At 73.2% G+C, this 20,168-nt stretch carries 15 protein-coding genes, 5 tRNA genes and 1 pseudogene; 11 read left to right on the top strand and 10 right to left on the bottom strand.

Going from position 1 to position 20,168, the window contains the following annotated elements; all coding sequences use genetic code 11:
* Positions 1 to 28: 28 nt before the first annotated feature.
* The 5 genes from pgi to BS75_RS34970 form a co-directional block, all read right to left on the bottom strand.
* Positions 29 to 1,690, bottom strand: a complete 1,662-nt coding sequence (gene pgi, locus BS75_RS34990; protein WP_034091083.1) for a glucose-6-phosphate isomerase — start codon at positions 1,688 to 1,690, stop codon at positions 29 to 31.
* A gap of 70 nt (positions 1,691 to 1,760) precedes the next feature.
* Positions 1,761 to 2,918 carry a sensor histidine kinase gene (locus BS75_RS34985; protein ID WP_052070095.1) on the bottom strand — a complete coding sequence of 386 codons (1,158 nt, stop codon included), beginning with the start codon at positions 2,916 to 2,918 and terminating at the stop codon, positions 1,761 to 1,763.
* Positions 2,915 to 3,520: a response regulator gene (locus BS75_RS34980; protein ID WP_081983439.1), complete on the bottom strand. Its 606-nt coding sequence runs from the start codon at positions 3,518 to 3,520 to the stop codon at positions 2,915 to 2,917. Before BS75_RS34980 ends, BS75_RS34985 begins: the two co-directional genes overlap by 4 nt.
* A 367-nt stretch (positions 3,521 to 3,887) precedes the next feature.
* Positions 3,888 to 5,438: a DEAD/DEAH box helicase gene (locus BS75_RS34975; protein WP_042437118.1), complete on the bottom strand. Its 1,551-nt coding sequence runs from the start codon at positions 5,436 to 5,438 to the stop codon at positions 3,888 to 3,890.
* A gap of 172 nt (positions 5,439 to 5,610) precedes the next feature.
* Positions 5,611 to 5,684 (bottom strand) — tRNA-Met (locus tag BS75_RS34970).
* Between the two features lie 241 nt (positions 5,685 to 5,925).
* Between BS75_RS34970 and BS75_RS34965 the strand changes: the two genes are divergently transcribed.
* Both BS75_RS34965 and BS75_RS34960 read left to right on the top strand, forming a co-directional pair.
* Positions 5,926 to 7,287 carry an alginate lyase family protein gene (locus BS75_RS34965; protein ID WP_081982948.1) on the top strand — a complete coding sequence of 454 codons (1,362 nt, stop codon included), beginning with the start codon at positions 5,926 to 5,928 and terminating at the stop codon, positions 7,285 to 7,287.
* A 164-nt stretch (positions 7,288 to 7,451) separates the two neighbouring features.
* Positions 7,452 to 9,098 (top strand): AMP-binding protein, encoded by a 1,647-nt coding sequence (locus tag BS75_RS34960; protein WP_034091082.1) that lies wholly within the window; start codon positions 7,452 to 7,454, stop codon positions 9,096 to 9,098.
* Between the two features lie 64 nt (positions 9,099 to 9,162).
* On the opposite strand, the gene BS75_RS34955 is transcribed toward BS75_RS34960, so the two are convergent.
* Complete coding sequence (locus tag BS75_RS34955) at positions 9,163 to 10,362, bottom strand: helix-turn-helix domain-containing protein (protein ID WP_034091081.1); 1,200 nt, start codon at positions 10,360 to 10,362, stop codon at positions 9,163 to 9,165.
* A gap of 368 nt (positions 10,363 to 10,730) precedes the next feature.
* Here BS75_RS34955 and BS75_RS34950 point away from each other — a divergent pair, with 368 nt between their 5' ends.
* From BS75_RS34950 to BS75_RS34940, 3 genes are all read left to right on the top strand, one after another.
* Positions 10,731 to 11,687: an esterase/lipase family protein gene (locus tag BS75_RS34950; protein WP_042437116.1), complete on the top strand. Its 957-nt coding sequence runs from the start codon at positions 10,731 to 10,733 to the stop codon at positions 11,685 to 11,687.
* A 283-nt stretch (positions 11,688 to 11,970) separates the two neighbouring features.
* On the top strand, positions 11,971 to 12,297 hold the full coding sequence (locus tag BS75_RS45695; protein WP_042437115.1) for a hypothetical protein: 327 nt from the start codon (positions 11,971 to 11,973) through the stop codon (positions 12,295 to 12,297).
* A gap of 4 nt (positions 12,298 to 12,301) precedes the next feature.
* Entirely contained in the window at positions 12,302 to 13,063 is a 762-nt protein-coding gene (locus BS75_RS34940; protein WP_052070094.1) for a class F sortase, read from the top strand.
* Positions 13,064 to 13,087: 24 nt separating this feature from the next.
* Here the strand turns inward: BS75_RS34940 and BS75_RS34935 are convergent, their stop codons facing one another.
* A complete protein-coding gene (locus tag BS75_RS34935) occupies positions 13,088 to 13,588 on the bottom strand; it encodes a DinB family protein (protein WP_034091080.1) in 501 nt (166 codons plus the stop codon).
* A gap of 108 nt (positions 13,589 to 13,696) precedes the next feature.
* Here BS75_RS34935 and BS75_RS50995 point away from each other — a divergent pair.
* The 5 genes and pseudogenes from BS75_RS50995 to BS75_RS34910 all read left to right on the top strand — a co-directional run.
* Positions 13,697 to 13,918: pseudogene (locus BS75_RS50995) on the top strand (P1 family peptidase); the annotation flags it as partial.
* A gap of 172 nt (positions 13,919 to 14,090) precedes the next feature.
* Positions 14,091 to 14,170, top strand: a tRNA-Gly gene (locus tag BS75_RS34925).
* A 32-nt stretch (positions 14,171 to 14,202) separates the two neighbouring features.
* Positions 14,203 to 14,275: transfer RNA gene (locus BS75_RS34920), tRNA-Ala, on the top strand.
* 34 nt (positions 14,276 to 14,309) lie between these two features.
* A tRNA-Glu gene (locus BS75_RS34915) sits at positions 14,310 to 14,385 on the top strand.
* Positions 14,386 to 14,417: 32 nt separating this feature from the next.
* Positions 14,418 to 15,818, top strand: a complete 1,401-nt coding sequence (locus BS75_RS34910) for an SDR family oxidoreductase (protein ID WP_034091078.1) — start codon at positions 14,418 to 14,420, stop codon at positions 15,816 to 15,818.
* On the opposite strand, the gene BS75_RS34905 is transcribed toward BS75_RS34910, so the two are convergent.
* Both BS75_RS34905 and BS75_RS34900 read right to left on the bottom strand, forming a co-directional pair.
* Positions 15,790 to 17,580: an AAA family ATPase gene (locus BS75_RS34905; RefSeq protein WP_081983438.1), complete on the bottom strand. Its 1,791-nt coding sequence runs from the start codon at positions 17,578 to 17,580 to the stop codon at positions 15,790 to 15,792. The genes BS75_RS34910 and BS75_RS34905 overlap by 29 nt on opposite strands.
* 59 nt (positions 17,581 to 17,639) lie before the next feature.
* Positions 17,640 to 19,043: a vWA domain-containing protein gene (locus BS75_RS34900; protein ID WP_034091077.1), complete on the bottom strand. Its 1,404-nt coding sequence runs from the start codon at positions 19,041 to 19,043 to the stop codon at positions 17,640 to 17,642.
* An 81-nt stretch (positions 19,044 to 19,124) separates the two neighbouring features.
* Between BS75_RS34900 and BS75_RS34895 the strand changes: the two genes are divergently transcribed.
* Positions 19,125 to 19,197 (top strand) — tRNA-Trp (locus BS75_RS34895).
* On the opposite strand, the gene BS75_RS47245 is transcribed toward BS75_RS34895, so the two are convergent.
* Positions 19,168 to 20,115, bottom strand: a complete 948-nt coding sequence (locus BS75_RS47245; RefSeq protein ID WP_081982946.1) for a hypothetical protein — start codon at positions 20,113 to 20,115, stop codon at positions 19,168 to 19,170. The two genes, BS75_RS34895 and BS75_RS47245, sit on opposite strands and share 30 nt — an antisense overlap.
* Positions 20,116 to 20,168: the final 53 nt, after the last annotated feature.

The raw sequence follows: 20,168 nt of genomic DNA, 5'->3' as shown, positions 1-20,168 counted from the left end.
CCGCCGCCGGCGACCGGTCCGGCCGGGGTCAGCGACCGCGCAGCGCGCGGTAGCGGGTGGCCAGGGTGGCCGTGGAGGAGTCCAGCGACTCCCCGCCGACGCCCTCGACCAGCACCGGCTCGATCTTCTTCGCCAGCACCTTGCCGAGCTCCACGCCCCACTGGTCGAAGGAGTCGATGTTCCAGATCGCGCCCTGGACGAAGACCTTGTGCTCGTAGAGCGCGATCAGCTGGCCCAGCACCGAGGGGGTGAGCTCCTGGGCCAGGACGGTGGTGGTCGGGTGGTTGCCCTTGAAGGTCTTGTGCGGGACCAGCTCCTCCGCCACGCCCTCGGCGCGCACCTCGTCCGGGGTCTTGCCGAAGGCCAGCGCCTGGCCCTGGGCGAAGAGGTTGGCCATCAGCAGGTCGTGCTGGGCGGCCAGCACCGGCTCCAGCTCGGCCAGCGGCCGGGCGAAGCCGATCAGGTCGGCCGGGATCAGCTTGGTGCCCTGGTGGATCAGCTGGTAGTAGGCGTGCTGACCGTTGGTGCCGGGGGTGCCCCAGACCACCGGGCCGGTCTGCCAGTCCACCGGCTCGCCGTCGCGCTGCACCGACTTGCCGTTGGACTCCATGTCCAGCTGCTGGAGGTAGGCGGTGAACTTGGACAGGTAGTGCGAGTAGGGCAGCACCGCGTGCGACTGGGCGTCGAAGAACGCCCCGTACCAGACCCCGAGCAGGCCCAGCAGCAGCGGCACGTTCTGCTCCGGCGGAGCGGTCCGGAAGTGGTCGTCCACCAGCCGGAAGCCGGCCAGCATCTCGCGGAAGCGCTCCGGGCCGATCGCGATCATCAGCGACAGGCCGATGGCCGAGTCGTAGGAGTAACGACCGCCCACCCAGTCCCAGAACTCGAACATGTTGTCGACGTCGATGCCGAAGTCGGCCACCGCGGCGGCGTTGGTCGACAGCGCCACGAAGTGCTTGGCCACCGCCTCCTGCCCGGCGCCGAGCTGCGCCAGCAGCCAGTCGCGGGCCGAGGTGGCGTTGGTGATGGTCTCGATGGTGGTGAAGGTCTTCGAGGCGACGATGAACAGCGTCTCGGCGGCGTCCAGGCCGTGGACCGCCTCGTGCAGGTCCGAGCCGTCCACATTGGAGACGAAGTGGACGCCGATGCCCCGGTCGCTGAAGGCCTTCAGCGCCTCGTAGGCCATGGCCGGGCCGAGGTCCGAGCCGCCGATGCCGATGTTCACCACGTTGCGGATCGGACGGCCGGTGTAGCCGGTCCACTCCCCCGAGCGGATCCGGTCGGCGAAGGCCGCCATCTTGTCCAGGACCGCGTGCACCTCGGGGACCACGTTGACGCCGTCCACCTCGATCACGGCCTCGCGCGGGGCGCGCAGCGCGGTGTGGAGCACCGCCCGGTCCTCGGTGATGTTGATCTTCTCGCCGCGGAACATCGCGTCCCGCAGCTCGAACACCCCGCGCGCCGCCGCCAGCCGGCGCAGCAGGGCCAGCGTCTCGTCGGTCACCAGGTGCTTCGAGTAGTCCAGGTAGAGGTCGCCGACCTGGAGGGTGTAGTTCTCGCCGCGTCGCGGATCGTCGGCGAAAAGTTCGCGCAGATGCACCTCGCCCAGCTGCGCCCGGTGCTTGCCCAGCTCCGCCCACTCCGGCGAGCGGTCGAGCGGAAGCCGGTGCACAGGGGTTCCCTCGGACATCACGTTCACTCCATCCTGATTTCCCGCACGAACGGTACTTCGGTACGGACGACTCGGTACGGAGCTGAGCCTAGTCCCGAAGGTGATCGCGGGCCGACCCCGGAGGAGGCGTCACGGGCACGCTGAGGTGAACGCCGAAGCCGCCGCCGACCGCCTCGGCGGCGGTCAGCGTGCCGCCGAGCAGAGTGGCCCGCTCGCGCAGGCCGACTATGCCGTGGCCGCCGCCGGGCAGGTCGAGCCGGCCGGGCGTGGCGGCCGGGCCGTTGTCGACCGCGACCAGCAGCCGGTCCCCGTCCAGCCGCACCACCACCTCGGTCGGCGCACCCAGGGCGTGCTTGCGGACGTTGGTCAGCGCCTCCTGGACGGTCCGGTAGGCGGCCCGCTCCACCGGCTCGGGCAGCACCGCGTCCCCGGGCACCAGCAGCTGCAGCGCGGCGTCCACCTCGGACTCGGCGACCAGCCGGGGCAGGTCGGTCAGCCGGGGCTGCGGCACCAGCTCGGTGGGGCCGGCCCCGGCGGCACGGAGCACCAGGATCATGGTCCGCAGCTCCTCCAGGGTGGCCACCGCCAGACCGCGCAGCATCTTCGCGGTCTGCCGGACCTCCGGGTCGCGCGCGGTCACCTGCAGCGCCCCGGCCTGGACCGCTATCAGTCCGGCCTGGTGCGAGACCACGTCGTGCATCTCCCGGGCGATCCTGGCCCGCTCCCGGGCCAGGATGGTCTGCGCGTGCAGCTCCCGCTCGTGGTCGCGCAGCGAGGCCAGCTCGGCCACCCGAGCGGACAGCGCCTCCCGGGTGCGCAGCAGCAGTCCCAGCGCGGCCGGGCCGCCGGCCAGCATCACCGCGTGGATCAGGTCCAGGGTGTGGTCGGCCAGGGACTCCTTGTTGAAGGCGGAGAGCGGCCAGGTGATGAACAGTCCGAGCCCGACCACCACGCCCGCGGACCAGGTCTGCCAGTTGGCCCGGCCCGCTCGGGCGACCTCGTAGAGCGCGACCATCGAGGCGACCATGGCGGTCCCGGCGTAGAGGCCGGGCAGGGTCACCAGCAGCACGGTCCGGGGGAAGCGCTTGCGCAGCAGCAGCGAGGCGGCGGCGAGCACCGAGGCGTAGAAGGTCCAGTCGCGCGGCTTGGGGAAGTTCAGCCAGGCGTCCAGCATCGACGCGCCGACCAGGCAGAACGTTACTGCGGCGGCCTGCAGCCGGGGGCCGCCGAGGCGGAGCCGTCTCACGGCGTCTCCGGGCGGTCCAGCAGCCCGGCCCGCTCGGCCAGCACCGCCGCCTGGATCCGGTTGGCCACGCCGAGCTTGGTGAGCACGGCGCTGACGTAGTCCTTGACGGTGGCCGCGCCCAGGTGCATCCGGGCGCCGACCTCGGCGTTGGACAGGCCGTGGCCGAGGTGGCCGAGGACCTGCAACTCACGGGCGGTGAGCAGGTCCACCTTGGCGACGCCCGGGGCGGCGGCGGACCTGACCCGGTCCTGGACCTCGCGCAGCCGCCGGAGCACCGGCGCGGACAGGCAGCCCGCGCCGGTCGCGACCGCCCGCACCGAGTTGGCCAGGGCCTCCGGGTCGGTGTCCTTGAGCAGGAAGCCGGTGGCGCCCAGCCGCAGCGCCTGGTCCAGGTACTCGTCGGTGTCGAAGGTGGTGAGCATGGCCACGTGCGGGGCGTCCGGCAGCGCCATCAGCCGGCGCAGCAGGGTGAGCCCGTCGATGTCGGGCATCCGGATGTCCAGCAGGACCACGTTCGGCCGGTGGGTGCGCACCACGGAGACGGCCTCGGTGCCCGAACAGGTGGCGACCACGGTGATGTCGGGTGCGCTGCCGAGGATCATCGCCAGCCCGGAGCGGATCAGCGCCTCGTCGTCCACGACGACGACCCGGACCGTGCCGAGGTGTCCGATCCGGCCGGCGTGACCGGCCTGGCCTGCGGCTTCGGAGCCGTTTGCTGTGACTGGGACCACGTGAATGTTCCTGACTCGATACCTGGGCCGGGCCCCCTGCCCCGGGACGCTTCCCCCCTACGACCGTACAAGCCGCACGAATCGCTGCGGGGAACCGAGCGACCCCCGGTCGGCGGCGGAATCACCCCTGGCCGGGGGTGATCCCTGCTGTTCGATTACGACCAGGATGGGCCCTCGGCACGGCAACGTGCCTGGTGGCGGGCACCACGGGGGGGTGCCCGCCACTTCTGTGTCCGACTCAGACGGAACGGCTCGGCCGGGTGCCGCTGCCGCCGCCGGTGCCGCCACTGCGGCGGGGACGACGGCTGCGCGACTGTCCGGCGCCACCGGCGGAACCGCTGCCGGAACCGCCGTTGCCACCGGAGCCGCCGCCGCGCGGGCGGCGGGAGCCCTGGGCCGGGACGGCCGGCGCCGGGGCGGCGATGACCACGGGGACGCCGCTGGGCTTGCGGGCGCCGGTGATCCGGGAGAGCTCCGCGTCGCCCGAGCGGACCCGGTCGTTGTTGGGGGTGATCCCGGCGTCGGCCATCAGCCGCGCCATCTCCCGGCGCTGGTTGGCCAGGACCAGGGTGACCACGGTGCCGGACTCGCCGGCCCGGGCGGTGCGGCCGCCGCGGTGCAGGTAGTCCTTGTGGTCGGTCGGCGGGTCGACGTTGACCACCAGGTCGAGGTTGTCGACGTGGATGCCGCGGGCGGCGACGTTGGTGGCGACCAGGGCGGTGATGTGGCCGTCGCGGAACTGCTCCAGCACCCGGTTGCGCTGCGGCTGGGACTTGCCGCCGTGCAGCGAGGCCGCCCGGACGCCGTTGGCCAGCAGCTCGCGGGCGAGCTTGTCGGTGGCGTGCTTGGTGTCCATGAACATGATCACGCGGCCCTCGCGGGCGGCGATCTCGACGGTCACGGCGCGCTTGTCGGCGTCGGCGACATAGAGGACGTGGTGGTCCATGGTGGTGACCGCGCCGGCCGAGGGGTCGACCGAATGGGTGACCGGGTCGGAGAGGAAGCGGCGGACCAGTCGGTCCACATTGCGGTCCAGGGTGGCCGAGAACAGCATCGTCTGGCCGTTCGGCTGGACCTGCTCCAGCAGATTGGTGACCTGGGGCAGGAAGCCCATGTCGGCCATCTGGTCGGCCTCGTCCAGGACGGTGATGGCGACCCGGTCGAGCCGGGCGTCGCCACGGTCGATCAGGTCCTTCAGCCGGCCGGGCGTGGCGATCAGCAGCTCGACGCCGCGGCGCAGCGCGGCGGACTGCCGGGTGATGGACATCCCGCCGACGACCGTGGTCAGCCGGAGGTTCACCGAGGTGGCGTACGGGGTGAGTGCGTCGGCGACCTGCTGGGCCAGCTCGCGGGTCGGGACCAGCACCAGCGCCAGCGGGCACTTGGGCTCGGCCCGGCGGCCCGCGGTGCGGGCCAGCACGGCCAGCCCGAAGGCCAGCGTCTTGCCGGAGCCGGTGCGGCCCCGGCCGAGGACGTCCCGGCCGGCCAGCGAGTTGGGCAGGGTCGCCCCCTGGATCGGGAACGGCTGGGTGACACCCTCGCGGGTGAGCGTCGCCAGCAGCGCGCCGGGCATCTCCAGCTCGGCGAAGGTCTCGACGGCGGGCAGTGAGGGGGTGGTGCTCACCGGCATCTCGAACTCGCCCGACTGGACCAGCGGGCGGCGGCGCGGCGCGCCCTGCTGCGGGGCCCGGCTGCGCGAGGAGGCGGGGTTGGTACGGGGGGCGCCGGTGGGTCGACCGAAACGGGTCGCCGGGCGCGGGTCGTTGGAACGGCTGGTGCGGTGGTTCATGCAGAACCTTCCTCGTAGCGGCACGCTTCGAGGAGGGCTCCGCAGGATGACGCACGGAGGTTCACAAGAACGAGCCAGGGGGGCGGAGGGGATCTCCGCAAGGGGAGGCGCCGACCTGGCGCGCAAAACTCTGTAGGCCCAGCGTGCGAACGCTGGGCCTACAGAGTTCAAGTAGCGGGGACAGGATTTGAACCTGCGACCTCTGGGTTATGAGCCCAGCGAGCTACCGAGCTGCTCCACCCCGCGTCGGTGACTCCACTCTAGCAGAGTGCCGCGATCACCCGGCGTCACTCGACGGGCCCCCCGGGGTGGCGTTCCGGACGCTCCGCCCCGACCCCGACCCGGCCGAAGATTCTTGTAAACATGCTTAACCAATCCTCTGGACGAGTGGCCCGGACGGGGCTAGCGTTCCCTGACGGTTCTTCATATGTGGTCACCGTTCAAGAAGATGAACAAAGTCCTGCTGCTTCCGTCCGGAGGAAAGCCCATGCTCCCCACAGCTCGGCACCGCGCTCCCGCCCGCAGACGTCTGCTCCTGGTCTCGCTGGCCACCGCGGCCGCCGTGGCCACCGCCGGTTCGACCACCGCCGCCACGGCCGCCCCCACCGCCGCCTCCCCCGCCCCCGTGACCGCCCCCGTGACCGCCCCCGCGACCGCCCTGCCGCCGCTGCCGGTGCCGAAGACCGTGGTGCTGGACGGGGCGACCATCGCCGCCACCCGGGCCCGACTCGCGGCCGGCGGCAGCGCCCGGCTCAAGTCCGAGCTGGCCGTCCTCACCGCGAGCGCCGACGCCGAGCTGACCCAGGGCCCCTGGTCCGTGATGGACAAGAAGCAGACTCCCCCGAGCGGCAGCAAGCACGACTACCTCAGCGAGGCCCCCTACTGGTGGCCGACCGAACCGGTCACCGACGCCAACCCCTGGGGCTGTCCCTATGTCGACAAGGACGGCGACGTCAATCCCGCCGTCGACGGCATCAGCGACCACCTGGAGCGCGGCGAGATGTTCACCGCCGTCTACAACCTGGCCCTGGCCTGGTACTACACCGGCAACGCCGGCTACGCCCGGCGGGCCGAGCTGGACGTCCGGACCTGGTTCACCGACCCCGCCACCGCGATGAACCCCGACCTGAACTACGCCCAGTTCATCCCCTGCAGCAGCGCCGTCCGCGGCGAGGGCGGCATCGACTTCTCCCAGCAGTTCACCGATGTGATCGACGCCACCGCGATCCTGGACGCCGGCGCGCCCGGCTGGACCGGCGCCGACCACACCGCCATGAACAGCTGGTACGGCAGGTTCCTGAGCTGGAACCGGACCAGCCCGGACGGCAGGGCCGAGTTCGCCCAGCCCAACAACCACGGCTCCTTCGCCGCCATGGAGGACGCCGCGCTGGCCCTGGCGACCGGTCAGCAGGCCACCGCCAGGGGCCTGGTGCAGGGGGTGGAGACCCGGCTGCTGCCCGGGCAGCTGGCGGCCGACGGCAGCGAGCCGCTGGAGATCACCCGCACCCGCAGCTGGCACTACTCCAACTTCAACCTCACCGCGCTGACCCGGCTGGCGCAGATCGGCCAGAAGGTCGGCGTCGACCTCTGGAGCTGCACCACGCCGGCCGGCGGCTCCCTGCTCGGCTCGATCGACTACCTGGTCCCGGCCGCGACCGGAGCCGCGGCCTGGCCCTACCCGGAGCTGGACTTCCAGGCGTTCGCCGCCGACGACGACATCCACGCGGCGGCCGTCGCCGGCGACGCCGGGGCATCCGCCGCCCTGGCGAAGCTGACCCCGCCGCCCGGCGGCGACCTGTGGGCGCTGGAGCCCGCGCCGGAACAGCTCGACCCGGTCGTCACCGGCTGAGCCCGGACCGGCCCGCCGCCCCCGTACCGGTACTGCCCGGTGGCGGGCGGGGGCGGGGCGGCGGGGCGGCGCCGCGCCGACCCTGTTTCCCGGCCGGGCTCGCGGCTCTAGGGTGCTGCTGAGCCGTACCCGTCCTGTGCCCCGCCCACCTCTCGGAGCAGCCCATGGCCACCCTCGCGCCCAGCCACGCCGCCGGTCCCGCCGACCCCCCGCTGCTGGACGAGACCATCGGCGGCTGCCTCGCCCGCACCGTCGCCGCCCACCCGGAGCGGGAGGCGCTGGTCGACGTCGGCTCCGGACGCCGCTGGAGCTACCGCGAGCTGGCCGAGGAGGTCGACGCGGTGGCGCTGGGACTGCTGGCGCTGGGCGTGGAACGCGGTGACCGGGTCGGCATCTGGTCCCCCAACTGCCCCGAGTGGGTCTTCCTCCAGTACGCCACCGCCCGGATCGGCGCGGTCCTGGTCACCGTCAACCCCGGCTACCGGACCCACGAGCTGGAGTACGTGCTCAACCAGGCCGGGATCGGGACGGTGGTGGCGCTGCCCTCGTTCAAGACCTCGGACTACGCCGGGATGCTCGCCGAGGCGGCGCCCCGCTGCTCCGCCCTGCGGAACGTGCTGCTGATCGGCGAGGAGCCGTGGACCGCGCTGCTCGCCTCCGGCCGGTCCGGCGACGGCGAGCGCGACCGGGCCCGGCTGGACGCCCTCGGGGCGGAGCTGGCGCCGGGCGACCCGATCAACATCCAGTACACCTCGGGCACCACCGGCTTCCCCAAGGGCGCGACCCTCTCCCACCGCAACATCCTGAACAACGGCTACTTCGTCGGCGAGCTGTGCGAGTACACCGAGGCCGACCGGATCTGCGTGCCCGTCCCCTTCTACCACTGCTTCGGGATGGTGATGGGCAACCTCGCGGCCGTCAGCCACGGGGCGTGCGTGGTGATCCCGGCCCCCGCCTTCGACCCGGCGGCGACGCTGCGCGCGGTCGCCGGGGAGCGCTGCACCTCTCTCTACGGGGTGCCGACCATGTTCATCGCCATGCTCAACGACCCCTCCTTCGCCGACTTCCTGGCGCACGACCTGTCCGCGCTGCGCACCGGCATCATGGCCGGCTCCCCCTGCCCGGCCGAGGTGATGAAGCAGGTCGTGGAACGGATGGGGATGCGCGACGTGTCGATCTGCTACGGCATGACCGAGACCTCGCCGGTGTCCACCCAGACCCGGACCACCGACTCGCTGGAGCACCGGGTGTCCACCGTCGGCCGGGTCGGCCCGCACCTGGAGGCCAAGGTCGTCGATCCGGAGACCGGCGAGACCCTGCCGCGCGGCACCGACGGCGAGCTGTGCACCCGGGGCTACTCGGTGATGCTGGGCTACTGGGAGCAGCCCGAGCAGACCGCCGAGGCGGTCGACCCGGACGGCTGGATGCACACCGGCGACCTGGCCGCGATGGACGAGGACGGCTATCTGACCATCACCGGCCGGATCAAGGACATGGTGATCCGGGGCGGCGAGAACATCTACCCGCGCGAGATCGAGGAGTTCCTCTACACCCACCCGGACGTGCTGGACGCCCAGGTCGTCGGCGTGCCGGACCCGGTCTACGGGGAGGAGCTGATGGCCTGGGTCCGGCTGCGCCCGGGGGCGCCGGAGCTGACGGCGGAGGCGGTGCGGGAGTTCTGCACCGGCAGGCTGGCGCACTACAAGATCCCGCGCTACGTCCACCTGGTCGACGCGTTCCCGGTGACGGTGACCGGGAAGGTCCGCAAGGTCGAGATGCGCGCGGAGTCGGCCAAGCTGCTCGGCCGCTGACCCCCCGGCCGCTGACCCCGGCCACTGACCCCCGGCCGCCGACGGCCCGAACGGCCCCGGCGGCTCAGCCCGGCAGCAGTCGGCCGCGCAGCGCGACCTCCAGCTCGAACCGGGCGTCGGGGTCGCTCAGCGCCTCGCCGAACAGCTCCTGCACCCGGTGCAGCCGCTGACGGGCGGTCTGCGGATGGATGCCGAGCCGGGCGGCGACCTCGGGGGCGCTGCCCCGGTCGGTCTGCAGCCAGGCCAGCAGGGTCGCGCCGAGCCGCTCGCTCTGCTTGGCCGTCAGCTCGGCGAGCGGGGCGAGTCGGCGCTCGGCCATCAGCCGCACCAGGGGCGGGTCACCGAGCAGCAGCAGGTCGGGCAGCCGGTCGTCGCAGAGCAGCGGCGCCGGTCCGATCCCCGGGGGCAGCGCCGCCCGCGCCGCGCGCGCCCAGCGCAGCGAGTCGGCCGTCCGGTCGGGCGGCACCGTCGGTCCGACGACGGCGCCGCTGCCGTGCAGCAGCGCCCGGACCGCGCGGTCGCGCAGGCAGCGCAGCGGTTCGGGCAGCAGCAGGCAGGGCTCCGGCGCATGCAGGTCGGCCAGGACCAGCGGGGGCAGGTGGGCGCGGTGCTCGCCCTTCCCGGCGGCCGGGGCCGGCCCGAGCAGCACGACGGCGATCCGCTCCGGCAGCGGCCAGTCGGCGTCGGCGGCGGCCTGCCGGACCTCCTCCGCCGGGGCGCCGCCGACGAGCAGTCCGAGCAGCCGGTGCCGCCGCGGGCCGAGTGATCCGGCCTGGTCCGCCTTGGCCTCGGCGTACCCCTGGACCGAGACCGAGGCGATCTCGTCGATATGGGCGAAGACCGCCTCGGCGAGGACCACCACCAGCTCGGGTCCGAGTCCGGCCCGGCGCGCGACGTCGGCGTAGCGCCGCCAGGCGACGCGGGCGCCCAGCCGGTAGGCGGCCTGCAGCGCGTCCAGGCTCCGCCCCTCCGCCAACTCGCCGCGCCCCAGCGCGCGGTAGACCCGTAGGTGCTCCTCGCCGAGGGCGTCGGAGGAGCAGGGGAAGGCCACGTCGGCGGCACGGCCCGCGACCAGGTCGGCGAACTCGGCGAGCGCGGTCTCCACACCGCCCTGCATTCCGGCGCCGAATTTCCCGGTCAATGGCCGGGAGAATTCGGGGACATGGAGCCGGATCTCGCGGATGATCTCGGCCGCCAGGCTCTCCTGCTCTTTTCGTATCTCGGCCGCGAAATGGCGTGGCAGAACCGTCCGGCGTCCGGTCACCCGTCGCCCCCTCCTCGGGGCCCGCCCTCTCCCGGGCAGGACCGTCCGACGCGATTATGCGGCGATGTTACTGGTCAGTCAATAGTTCTGACATGGCTGTTCGTTGGCGGCCGGGGCCGACTGCCGACCGGGCGGCGGCGGGCCGGGAACGGGTGGCCCGAGCGAATCCGCTCACTCCGGTGACAGAAGCCGGAGGCGTCGCCGCAGCATTTCTGGCACCCGCTCGTACTCTTCTCCCGAAGCCTGTGGAAACCGTTGACGGGCCCGCTCTCCACTTCTAGCGTCACCGCCTGTTCACCGGGGCTGCTTTCCCGCTCGACGGCGAACCAATCGGATCCGGAAATCCACGACAAGGGACGGTCAGGGATATGAACACCAGCACCAGGAACGCGCTGCGGCTGCTCGCGACGACGGCGGCCGCGGCCACCGGGCTCGCCCTGTCCGGGGTCCAGCCCGCCGCGGCGGCCGACTACCCCGTCAACTACCACTTCTCCACCGGCTTCCTGGCCGGCTTCGCCAGTCCCACCACGGCTCCGGCCGGGGCCGACGACTGGTCCTGCAGACCGACGGCGGCCCATCCCTACCCGGTGGTGCTGGTGCACGGCACCTTCGAGAACATGAACGACAACTGGGGTGCCGCCTCCCCGCTGCTGGCCGATGCCGGCTACTGCGTCTTCGCCTTCAACTACGGCGGCGCGAGCGCCACTTCCGACATCCAGGGGACCGGGACGATCGAGTCGGGGGCGGCCCAACTGGCGACCTTCGTCAACCAGGTGCTGACCGCCACCGGCACCGCGAAGGTCGACATCGTGGGCCACTCGCAGGGCGGGATGATGCCGCGCTACTACATCAAGAACCTCGGCGGCGCGGCCACCGTCGACAAGCTGGTGGCGCTCGCCCCCAGCAACAACGGCACCACGCTGGACGGAATCACGGAACTGGGAAAGCAGTTGGGCATCCTCGACCCGGCCAACAGCTTCCTCACCGGCTCCGGCGCCTGCCCCGCCTGCGTGGAGCAGGAGCAGGGATCGGCGTTCCTCACCGCGCTCAACTCCGGTGGGGAGACGGTGCCGAGCGTCCAGTACACGGTGATCGAGACCACCGACGACGAGGTGGTCACCCCGTACACCAACGCCTTCCTGCCGGCCGCGCCGAACGTCACGGACATCACCCTGCAGAACCAGTGCCTGCTCGACGCCGCCGACCACCTGGAGATCGCCTACGACCCGATCGCGCTGACCGACATGCTCAACGCCCTCGACCCGGCGGCCCCGCTGCCGGTCCCCTGCGAGGTGGTGCTGCCGGTCACCGGGCCGCTGACCTGACCGCCGGCCTGACCACTGGCCTGACCGCCCATCAGCAGCCCCGGCTCGCCGGGGCACGAGCCCCGGATCCCGGAAAGACGCACGTCAGCGGCGGTGGGGACCGGCCGTGGCAGGCCCCTGTTCACTCGCTTGGACCCGCCCCATCCGGCCAACCGGGGCATCTGCGGCCCTTTCGGCCGCGCCCAGGTGACGAATCGTCATTCCTCGTGCACACGATGTAGTCAGTCCAGCGGATGCACCAGCATCCCGGACCTTCACATCAGTCCCCATCTCGGAGGAATGCATGAACGTTCTACGCACCGCCGGTACGACTGTCGCCGTGCTCGCCCTCGCGTTCGGTGCTGCCGCGCCGGTCTACGCCGCGACCGCGCCGGCCGTCGTCTCCCACGTTGCCGTCGCACCCGCCGACGGTCCGAGTGGCGGTGACCGCGGCTGGGGCCACGATGGCTGGGGCCACGACGGTTGGGGCCACGACGGCTGGGGCCACGACGGCTGGCGTCACCACCACCACGGCCACCGCGGCTGGGGCCACCCCCACGGCGGCGTCTGGGCCGGTGGCGGCGCCATGGCGAACTCGGTCGCTCGGCTGACCTCGCACATCGGTGGCTGACAGCATGATCAGCGCAGGTGGTCGTGACCGCACTCCGGTCGCGGCCACCTGCGCGCTGCTCGCAGCGACGACCATCCTCTGCCTGAGTGGCTGCGGCCAGCACTCGGCTCCGGCGGCGGCTCCGGCCCCCGTGAACTCCGCGGCCCAGGCGCCGGCCGTGCCCTCCCCCGCGGTCCGTCCCTACCGCGGCGTCTCCGTCGACGGCCTGCCCGAGTCCGCTCCGGAGCGCATCGACATCCCCCGTCTCGGCGTGCACGCCCCGCTGATGGTGGTGGACCAGCGCAGTGACGGCACCATCGACACCCCGCCGTTCTCGAAGCCGGGCACGGCCGGCTGGTACGACGGTTCGGTGACCCCCGGCGAGGTCGGCACCGCGCTGATCGTGGGCCATGTCGACACCCACACCGGCCCGGCCGTGTTCTACCCGCTGAGCTCGGTCAAGCGCGGGGACACCATCGATGTCCAGCGGGCCGACCACAGCACCGCGCAGTTCACCGTCGACTCGGTCCGGGTGATCGCGCGCTCCGGTTTCGACAACTCGATCTACTCCGACGCGTCCGTGCCCGAGCTGCACCTGATCACCTGCGGCGGGCACTTCGACCGCAAGACGCAGGAGTACACCAGCAACGTCGTGGTCTTCGCGCACCTCGTCTCGGCCCAGCCGATGCCGGCGATCGCACCGCAGAATGCGGCACCACAGAGTGCGGCAGCACCGGAACCGCAGGCGCCGGCCGTGCAGCCTCCGGTCCTGCGGCCGAAGGACTGAGACCGCGCCCGGAGCGGGGCGCGGTCAGACGCCCCGGCTTCCGTCCAGGGTCTCCCGGATGATGTCGGCGTGGCCGGCGTGCCGGGCGGTCTCCTCGATCAGGTGCAGCAGCACCCAGCGGAGCGAGCGGTGCGCCTGCGCCGGCCGGGCGCAGCAGTCGTCGAGCTCCGCACCGGCCGCGATCTCCCGGGAGAGGGCGGCCTGCTCCTCGAAGTAGACCGCCCACTGCCGCACGGTGTCGCGCCCGTCGACCCGGAAGTCCTCCTCGTCCGGGTCCGGCGCGCCCTCCTCGGGCCACTCCCCGGGGAGGACCCGCCCGGCGAAGATGACCTGGAACCACCGGCGCTCCCACAGGGCCGCGTGCTTGAGCAGTCCCAGCAGGGACAGCGAGCTCGCCGTCGGCACCCTGCGGGCATCGGCGTCGGAGACCCCCTCCACCTTGCGGAGCAGGGCGGACCGCTGCCGGTCCAGGAAGGCGCCGAGGGCCTCGCGTTCGCTGGCGAACGAGGGCGGGGTGGTGGTCACGGGGAGCGACCCTAGCCGATCACCCGAGCCGGCTCACCCGAGCCCGACCGGGGACCGGTCCTCCTCGCGGACCGGGTCGGGCATCGTCCAGCGGTCGGCGCGGCGCGGGTGGAGGTAGGCGTAGTAGCAGGCGCAGCCGACGGCCGGCATCCCGACCGCGATGGCGAACTCGTGGTCGGCGGCGTCCCGGTGGGGCGGGAGCTGCGGGCGGACGACCCGATGGAGGACACCCACCGGTTCGCCCCCGGCGGGGCCGGCTCGGTGATCGTCGTGGTCGGCACGGACGCGCCGCTGCTGCCCGGCCAGTGCAAGGCCCTGGCCCGCCGGGTACCGCTGGGCCTCGGGCGGACCGGCACCACCAGCGGGGGCCACTTCTCCGGCGACATAGCCCGGCGACGCCGCCGCGACGGCCACCGCTCCCCCGCGCCGCCGCACCAGCGGCGCCGCGAACTCCTCTCGGCGCGAGGCGCGTTGGCGCAGGCCGAGGAATGGACTGCGGCGTGCTCGGGTGTGGCGCAGAGGCAGTCGTACCACTTTGCCAAAGTGGGTCACGCCGGTTCGAATCCGGCCGCCCGAGCACCACCCCGCCCGCGCGGTAGGATCATCGGCAATGTCCGGCCGTAGCGCAGAGGCAGGCGCGCCGCGACGGCATCGCGGAGCACGCCGGTTCGAATCCGGTCGGCCGGGCAGCGACGGACACCCCGTCGTACCGTCACCCCGGGAGCCGGTAGCGCAGAGGCAGACGCACCTCGACTTCATCGAGGACCACGCCGGTTCGAATCCGGCCCGGCTCACCATCGAAGCAGAGCAGCGCGAGGACGGCAGTAGCGTGACCAAGCCCGACGCGGGTCCGATCGACGCGGAGGAGTGGGAGGCCTTCCACCGCACCGTCGGCAAGCTGCGCGCGCTGCCTGCGGACGACCCGCAGCGGCTGCTGGCCGAGGAGGTCGCCTCCTCCTTCGCCCGGGACGGGCGGCACCGCCGTCGGCAGGACCGGCGCGCGGCGGTCCGCGCGGCCGAGGCCGAGCTGGTCCGGGCCACCGCGACCGGCGCCGAACTGCGGCGGATGGACGCCCCGCTGACGGTGCCGGCCCAGCGGCCGGAGCCGGTCGGCAGCTACCGCAGGCCCCGGCTCTGCTACAGCTGCAAGTCCCCGTTCACCCGGGTCGACGCCTTCTACCACCTGCTCTGCCCCGACTGCGCGGCCGAGAACCTGGCCCGCCGGGAGGCCAGGACCGACCTGCGCGGACGGCGGGCGCTGCTCACCGGGGGCCGGGTGAAGATCGGCTTCCAGCTGGCGCTGATGCTGCTGCGCGACGGCGCCGAACTGATGGTCACCAGCCGCTTCCCCCGGGACACCGTCCGCCGGTTCCGGGCCGCTCCGGGCAGCGCCGAGTGGCTGGACCGGATCACCGTGGTCGGCATCGACCTGCGCGACCCGCGCCAGGTCCTGGGCCTGTGCGAGCAGTTGCGGGCCGAGGGCAGGCCGCTGGACATCGTGGTCAACAACGCGGCGCAGACCGTCCGCCGTCCGCCCGGCAACTACGAGCCGCTGGCCCGGGCCGAGCACGAGCCGCTGCCGGCCGGGGCCCCGGTCCGGGCGCTGCTGGAGGCCCCCGGCTTCCGCCTCGGCCGCGTCCTGCCGCCGCCCGGCGACTGGCGGCTGCTGCTCCCGGCCGCCGTCGGCGCGGGCGGGGCCGGGGCCGGGGCCGCCGTGGACGAGTCCGGCCTGCTGCCCGACACCGCCTCGGAGAACTCCTGGTCGGCCCGGCTGGGGCAGCTCGACCCGGCCGAGCTGCTGGAGACCCACCTGGTCAACGCCATCGCCCCGGCGCTGCTCTGCGACCGGCTGCTGCCGCTGCTGCTGGCGTCCCCGTACCCGCGCCGCTACCTGGTCAATGTGACTGCCGTCGAGGGCCGGTTCGCGGTCCGCAACAAGACGGCCGGCCACCCCCACACCAATATGGCCAAGGCCGCACTGAACATGCTGACCCGGACCAGCGCGGAGCAGCTGGCCGCCCAGGGCGTCCACCTCGCCAGCGTGGACACCGGCTGGATCACCGACGAGAACCCGCTGCCCAAGCGGGACCGGATCGCCGACGAGGGCTTCCGCACCCCGCTGGACGTGGTGGACGGCGCCGCCCGGGTCTACGACCCGATCGTGCGCGGCGAGGCGGGCGAGCCGCTGTCCGGGGTCTTCCTCAAGGACTACCGGGTCGCCGACTGGTGAGGCGCCACCGACCGGGCCGGGGGTGCCGGGGCATGGCGGCGAAGACCTCGATCCAGAAGCGCTGCTGCTGCTCGGTCGCCCCGACCAGGTAGGTCGAGCGCAGCTTCGGGGGCAGCCGGGCCACCAGCCGGACCACGGTCGCCCGGTGCTTGCGCAGCTGTGACAGCTCGGCGTTGGCGATCACCTGGTGCACCAGGTCGGTGTCGTTGCCGCCCTCGGTCGAGTCCTCGCCCGCGCGCACCAGCCTGGCCTCCCAGCCCGCCGCGTCGGCGGCCAGCTCGCGCAGCCCGGTGACGGTGCGCCGGCTGAGCCGGTCGGTCAGCGCGGTGAGCGGGACCGGGGCGTACTCGCCGTCGCCGAGGTAGACGGTGCCGATCTCCAGTGGCAGTCCGTGGCCGTGCAGCTTGATCAGCCGTTCCAGGGTCCGCTTGGTGATCCAGGCCCGGCCCTCCTCGTCGATGTCGTTCTTCCACCACTCCAGCACGGTCTCGGCGACCGGGCCGTAGCGGGCGATCAGCCACTCGTTGGCGGGGATGTCCGCCGGGTCGACCACCAGCGAGGCGGTGAACCTGGTCGCCTGGGCGATGTTGTTGCGGGCCACCTGGAGCTTGCGGCCCAGGTGGTAGGGCGGGTTCTGCAGGGCGATCTGGCCCCGCAGGCCCTGGATCGGCTGCCCGGCCAGGGACCACTCCTGGGTGATCTCCATCAGCTTGGCGAAGGCCGCCTTGTCCTTGGGACGGTTGTACTCGTCCCAGACGATGGCCTTGGGCTCGCTGCCGGTGAAGTTGACGGCGAGCAGGTTGTCCAGCGTTCCGTCCGCCGTGGGCACCGGCGCGCACAGGTCCTCGACATTGGTGACCGGCATCGAGTAGTACAGCGGCTCGCGTCCGAGCTCCTCCCGGACCAGCTGCCGGACGATCTCGGTCTTGCCGCAGCCGGGCGGGCCCTGGAGCAGCACCGTCCAGCGGTTGCGCAGCGCGGCCCGGACCACCCGGCGGACCGGGTCGGCGACGGTGGCCGGGTTGTCGGTGCCGAGCGCGGCGGCGATCCGGTCCAGGATCTCGTGGGTGCGGTCGGCCCCGGGCGCGCCCCGGCCGCCCGGGGCGGGCTCGGCCAGCCGCAGCCGCTCGCCGTTGACCAGCGGCAGGCCCCAGACCAGCGGGAAGCCCTCGCGGGCATTGGCCAGGACGTGCTCCAGGGTGCGCGGCGACAGCAGCTGCCGCAGGGCGGGGGTGAGCGCGGCCCAGATCCCGAACACCGGCCGCAGGTCCCACTGCGGGAACCGGTCCGCGAGCGCGGCCCGCCAGGAGGTGTCGTTGGCGCCGATCCTGACGGTGGTCATCCGGTCCAGGATGGCCAGGTCGCTGCGCCGGGCCGAGGTCTCGGCCAGCGACTCGTTGTCGGTGAGGAACACCCCGATGCAGCCGAGCGCCCGCAGGTCGTACTCGCCCAGCGTCCAGTTGCAGGCGATCTGCATCAGCTGCGACTGGATGGTCTCGCCGGCCTGCAGCGAGTCGTCGATCAGCAGCACGAACGGCCTGCCGGGCTTCAGCTGACGCATGATCAGCTGACGGAGCACCAGCCCGCCGGAGGCGTCGCGGACCGGGGCGTTGGCGAGCAGGTCGTCCGGGGTGAGGTTGGCCGCCGGGACGAAGACCAGGACGGCGTCCGGACGGGCGGCCGGGATGTGGCTGAAGAAGGTCGCGGTCTTGCCGATGCCGTGCTCGCCGAAGACCTGGCCGGTCAGCCCGAGGTCGATCATGGCGTCGATGAACCGCTCCAGCCGCGAGTGCTCGCTGGCCGGGGCGGGAGGGTTGGCGGTCACTGCTCTCCTGTCATGACACGGTGGCAGGCCATCGGCGGCCGGTGGACCTCGGGCCAGTCGTCGCCGCCCTCGGTGATCAGCCAGATCCACTTGTCCGGCTCGGCGGGGGTGATGTGCGGGGCGTAGCCGTCGGTGAGCACGATCACGGCGTCCGGCTTCTCCTCGAAGAAGGCGCCCTGGACGGCGGTGCGGCCCTCGATGTGGTCGGCGACCGCCTGGAAGCTGGTCCCGCCGCCGCCGCGGACCCGCTCACCGGGGCGGAAGGGCATGACCACGCCGTCGAAGGACAGCCAGTGCGCCCGGACGCCGTCGATGGAGCCGACCAGCCCGGTCAGCCAGCCGACCACCGACTGCGGCATCGAGCCGGAGGTGTCCAGGGCGATCACCAGCACCCGCTCCCGGAGCGGCCCGCGCCGGGAGAGCATCGGGTCGTGGCCGAGCGCGGTCAGGATCGCCCCGCGCTTCCTGGGGTAGACCAGCCGCTCGCCCTCGCGCAGCCGCGACCCGAGGACGTCCACCAGCCAGCGCTGCCACCAGTCCACCCGTCCGGTGCGGGCGGTCTCGCCGCGCAGCGCGCCCACGCCCAGCCGCCCCCAGATCCGGGCGGTCCGCTCGGAGCCGCCCTCGCTCCGGCGCATCAGTTCGCCCAGCTCCGCCTCCGCCACCCGGTTCCCGCGCACGCCCGCCAGCAGGGCGTTCAGCAGCACCGCGGAGACCACCCCGTCCACCGTCTCCTGGTCGGCGGGGACCGCCTCCCCGTCCTGGTGGATGCAGCCCTGCTCCGCCACCGGCGGGTCGGTCATCCGCCGGAGCTCGGCGTAGCAGCCGTGGTCGGTCTCCACGAAGCGCGGGTAGGGCACCGACTCCAACCCCTGGGCGGCCAGGTCCCGCTGATAGCCGGCGTGCACCTCGCGCGGGTCGATCCCGACCGGTCGCCCGTCCAGCAGCGGCAACCCGCTCCGGCCCAGCCGCAGCAGCGCCACGTGGTTGATGGTCACCTCGGCCGCCAGCCGGAAGACCGGGTCCGCCTGCAGCTCGGGCTCGTACTGGAGGTGGCGCTGGACCAGGTGCCGGGCCTCGTGGAAGAGGACGAACTTCACCCCGTCCAGGCCCAGGCCGACGAAGAAGTCCGGGTTGTAGAGCAGCAGGCAGGTGCCGTCGCCGGAGGCCACCACGGCGGCGGTGTCGACGGCGGTGGTGGGCAGTTGGTGCCGGCACTTGGCGTAGAGCCAGGAGCCGACGGCGGACTGGGTGAGCCCGAAGTCCAGCAGCGCGGCCTCCTTGAGCCGTCGCGCCTCGGCGATGACCGCCGGCGCGGCGGGCTGCCAGCGCTCCAGCGCGCGGCGGTCGGTGGGGTCCACCACGTGGAGGCGCGGGGCCCGGTGCGGGTCGAAGGTCATCGGACCGCTCCCCTGCGGAATCGGGTGAGGCGAGTACGGCGGGTGCAGCGGGTACGGGTAGAGTCGCCCGCGCGAGCGGCGGGGCTGTAGCGCAGAGGCAGTCGCACCGGTCTCCAGAACCGGATCACGCGGGTTCGATTCCCGCCGGGGCCCGCCGTTCGCGCCCGTACGTCTCCCCCGCTTCGTCCTCCTCCAGTTCGTCCGCCGGCGGCGGACCGGCGATGGCGGAGGCGGTCACGATCAGCTCGGGCAGTGTGCCGCTGAAGGTCGGCTGCAGCTGGGCCAGCACGGCCCAGGCCTCGACGTGGCCGCCGAGCTGCTCCCGCACCAGCAGCGTCAACTCCTCCCGGACCCGCCGACCCCGGGTGGAGTCGCTGCGCAGCAGCGCGCCGAGCGAGACCAGCGCCCGTGCCGCCGACTGCCCGGTCAGGTAGTCCTCGACGTCGACCAGGACCCCGGCCTGCCGCAGCCGGTGGGCGAACTTGGGGTGGTCGCCGAAGCGGGAGCGCAGCGGCTGCGGGCAGTTGACGTGGCAGGCCAGCGCCCAGCGGGCGTAGCCGGGCAGCGGCTCCCGCGCGTCGGCCTCGGCCACCAGCCCCCACTCGGCGCGCGGCACGGCCCGCGCGAGCGACCGGCAGGTCTTCGGCCGACGGGCCGCGCCGGCCGCCCGGAGCTTCGGGATCAGCTCGGCGGCGGTCTGCGGTGGCAGGTCGAACAGCTGGTCCCGCCCCCGGCCGTGCTCCACCGCCCGGAGCTCGTCGGTGACCGGGACCGGCTCGGTCCGGGCGGAGTCGAAGGGCACCCCGGCCAGGATGTCCCGGCGGATGGCGTCACCGAGCGCCCGGACGTGGAAGAGGGCGGTGTTCAGCACCGGGTCGTCGCACTCCAGCAGCCACAGCAGGGTCGACGGCGGCGACTGCTGGAAGGTGCACTGCAGCTGCCACGTACTCTGCTGCTCCGCCATCGTGGGGGTGTGTCCCGCCGCCGCCAGCCGAATCCGGACGCGGGCCGCCTGTCGCGGGTCGACCAGCGTCAGCAGTTCCCCGGTCGCCTGCATCCTCATGACCGACATGGCCCGTGCCTCCCCCAGCCGTTCACCGCGCCGCACCCCGCGCTGTCCACCGC

The sequence above is a fragment of the Streptacidiphilus albus JL83 genome (assembly GCF_000744705.1).
GTDB classification, from domain to species: domain Bacteria; phylum Actinomycetota; class Actinomycetes; order Streptomycetales; family Streptomycetaceae; genus Streptacidiphilus; species Streptacidiphilus albus.
Note: the sequence above shows the minus strand (reverse complement) of the source record. Positions and strands in the feature narration are given on the sequence as shown.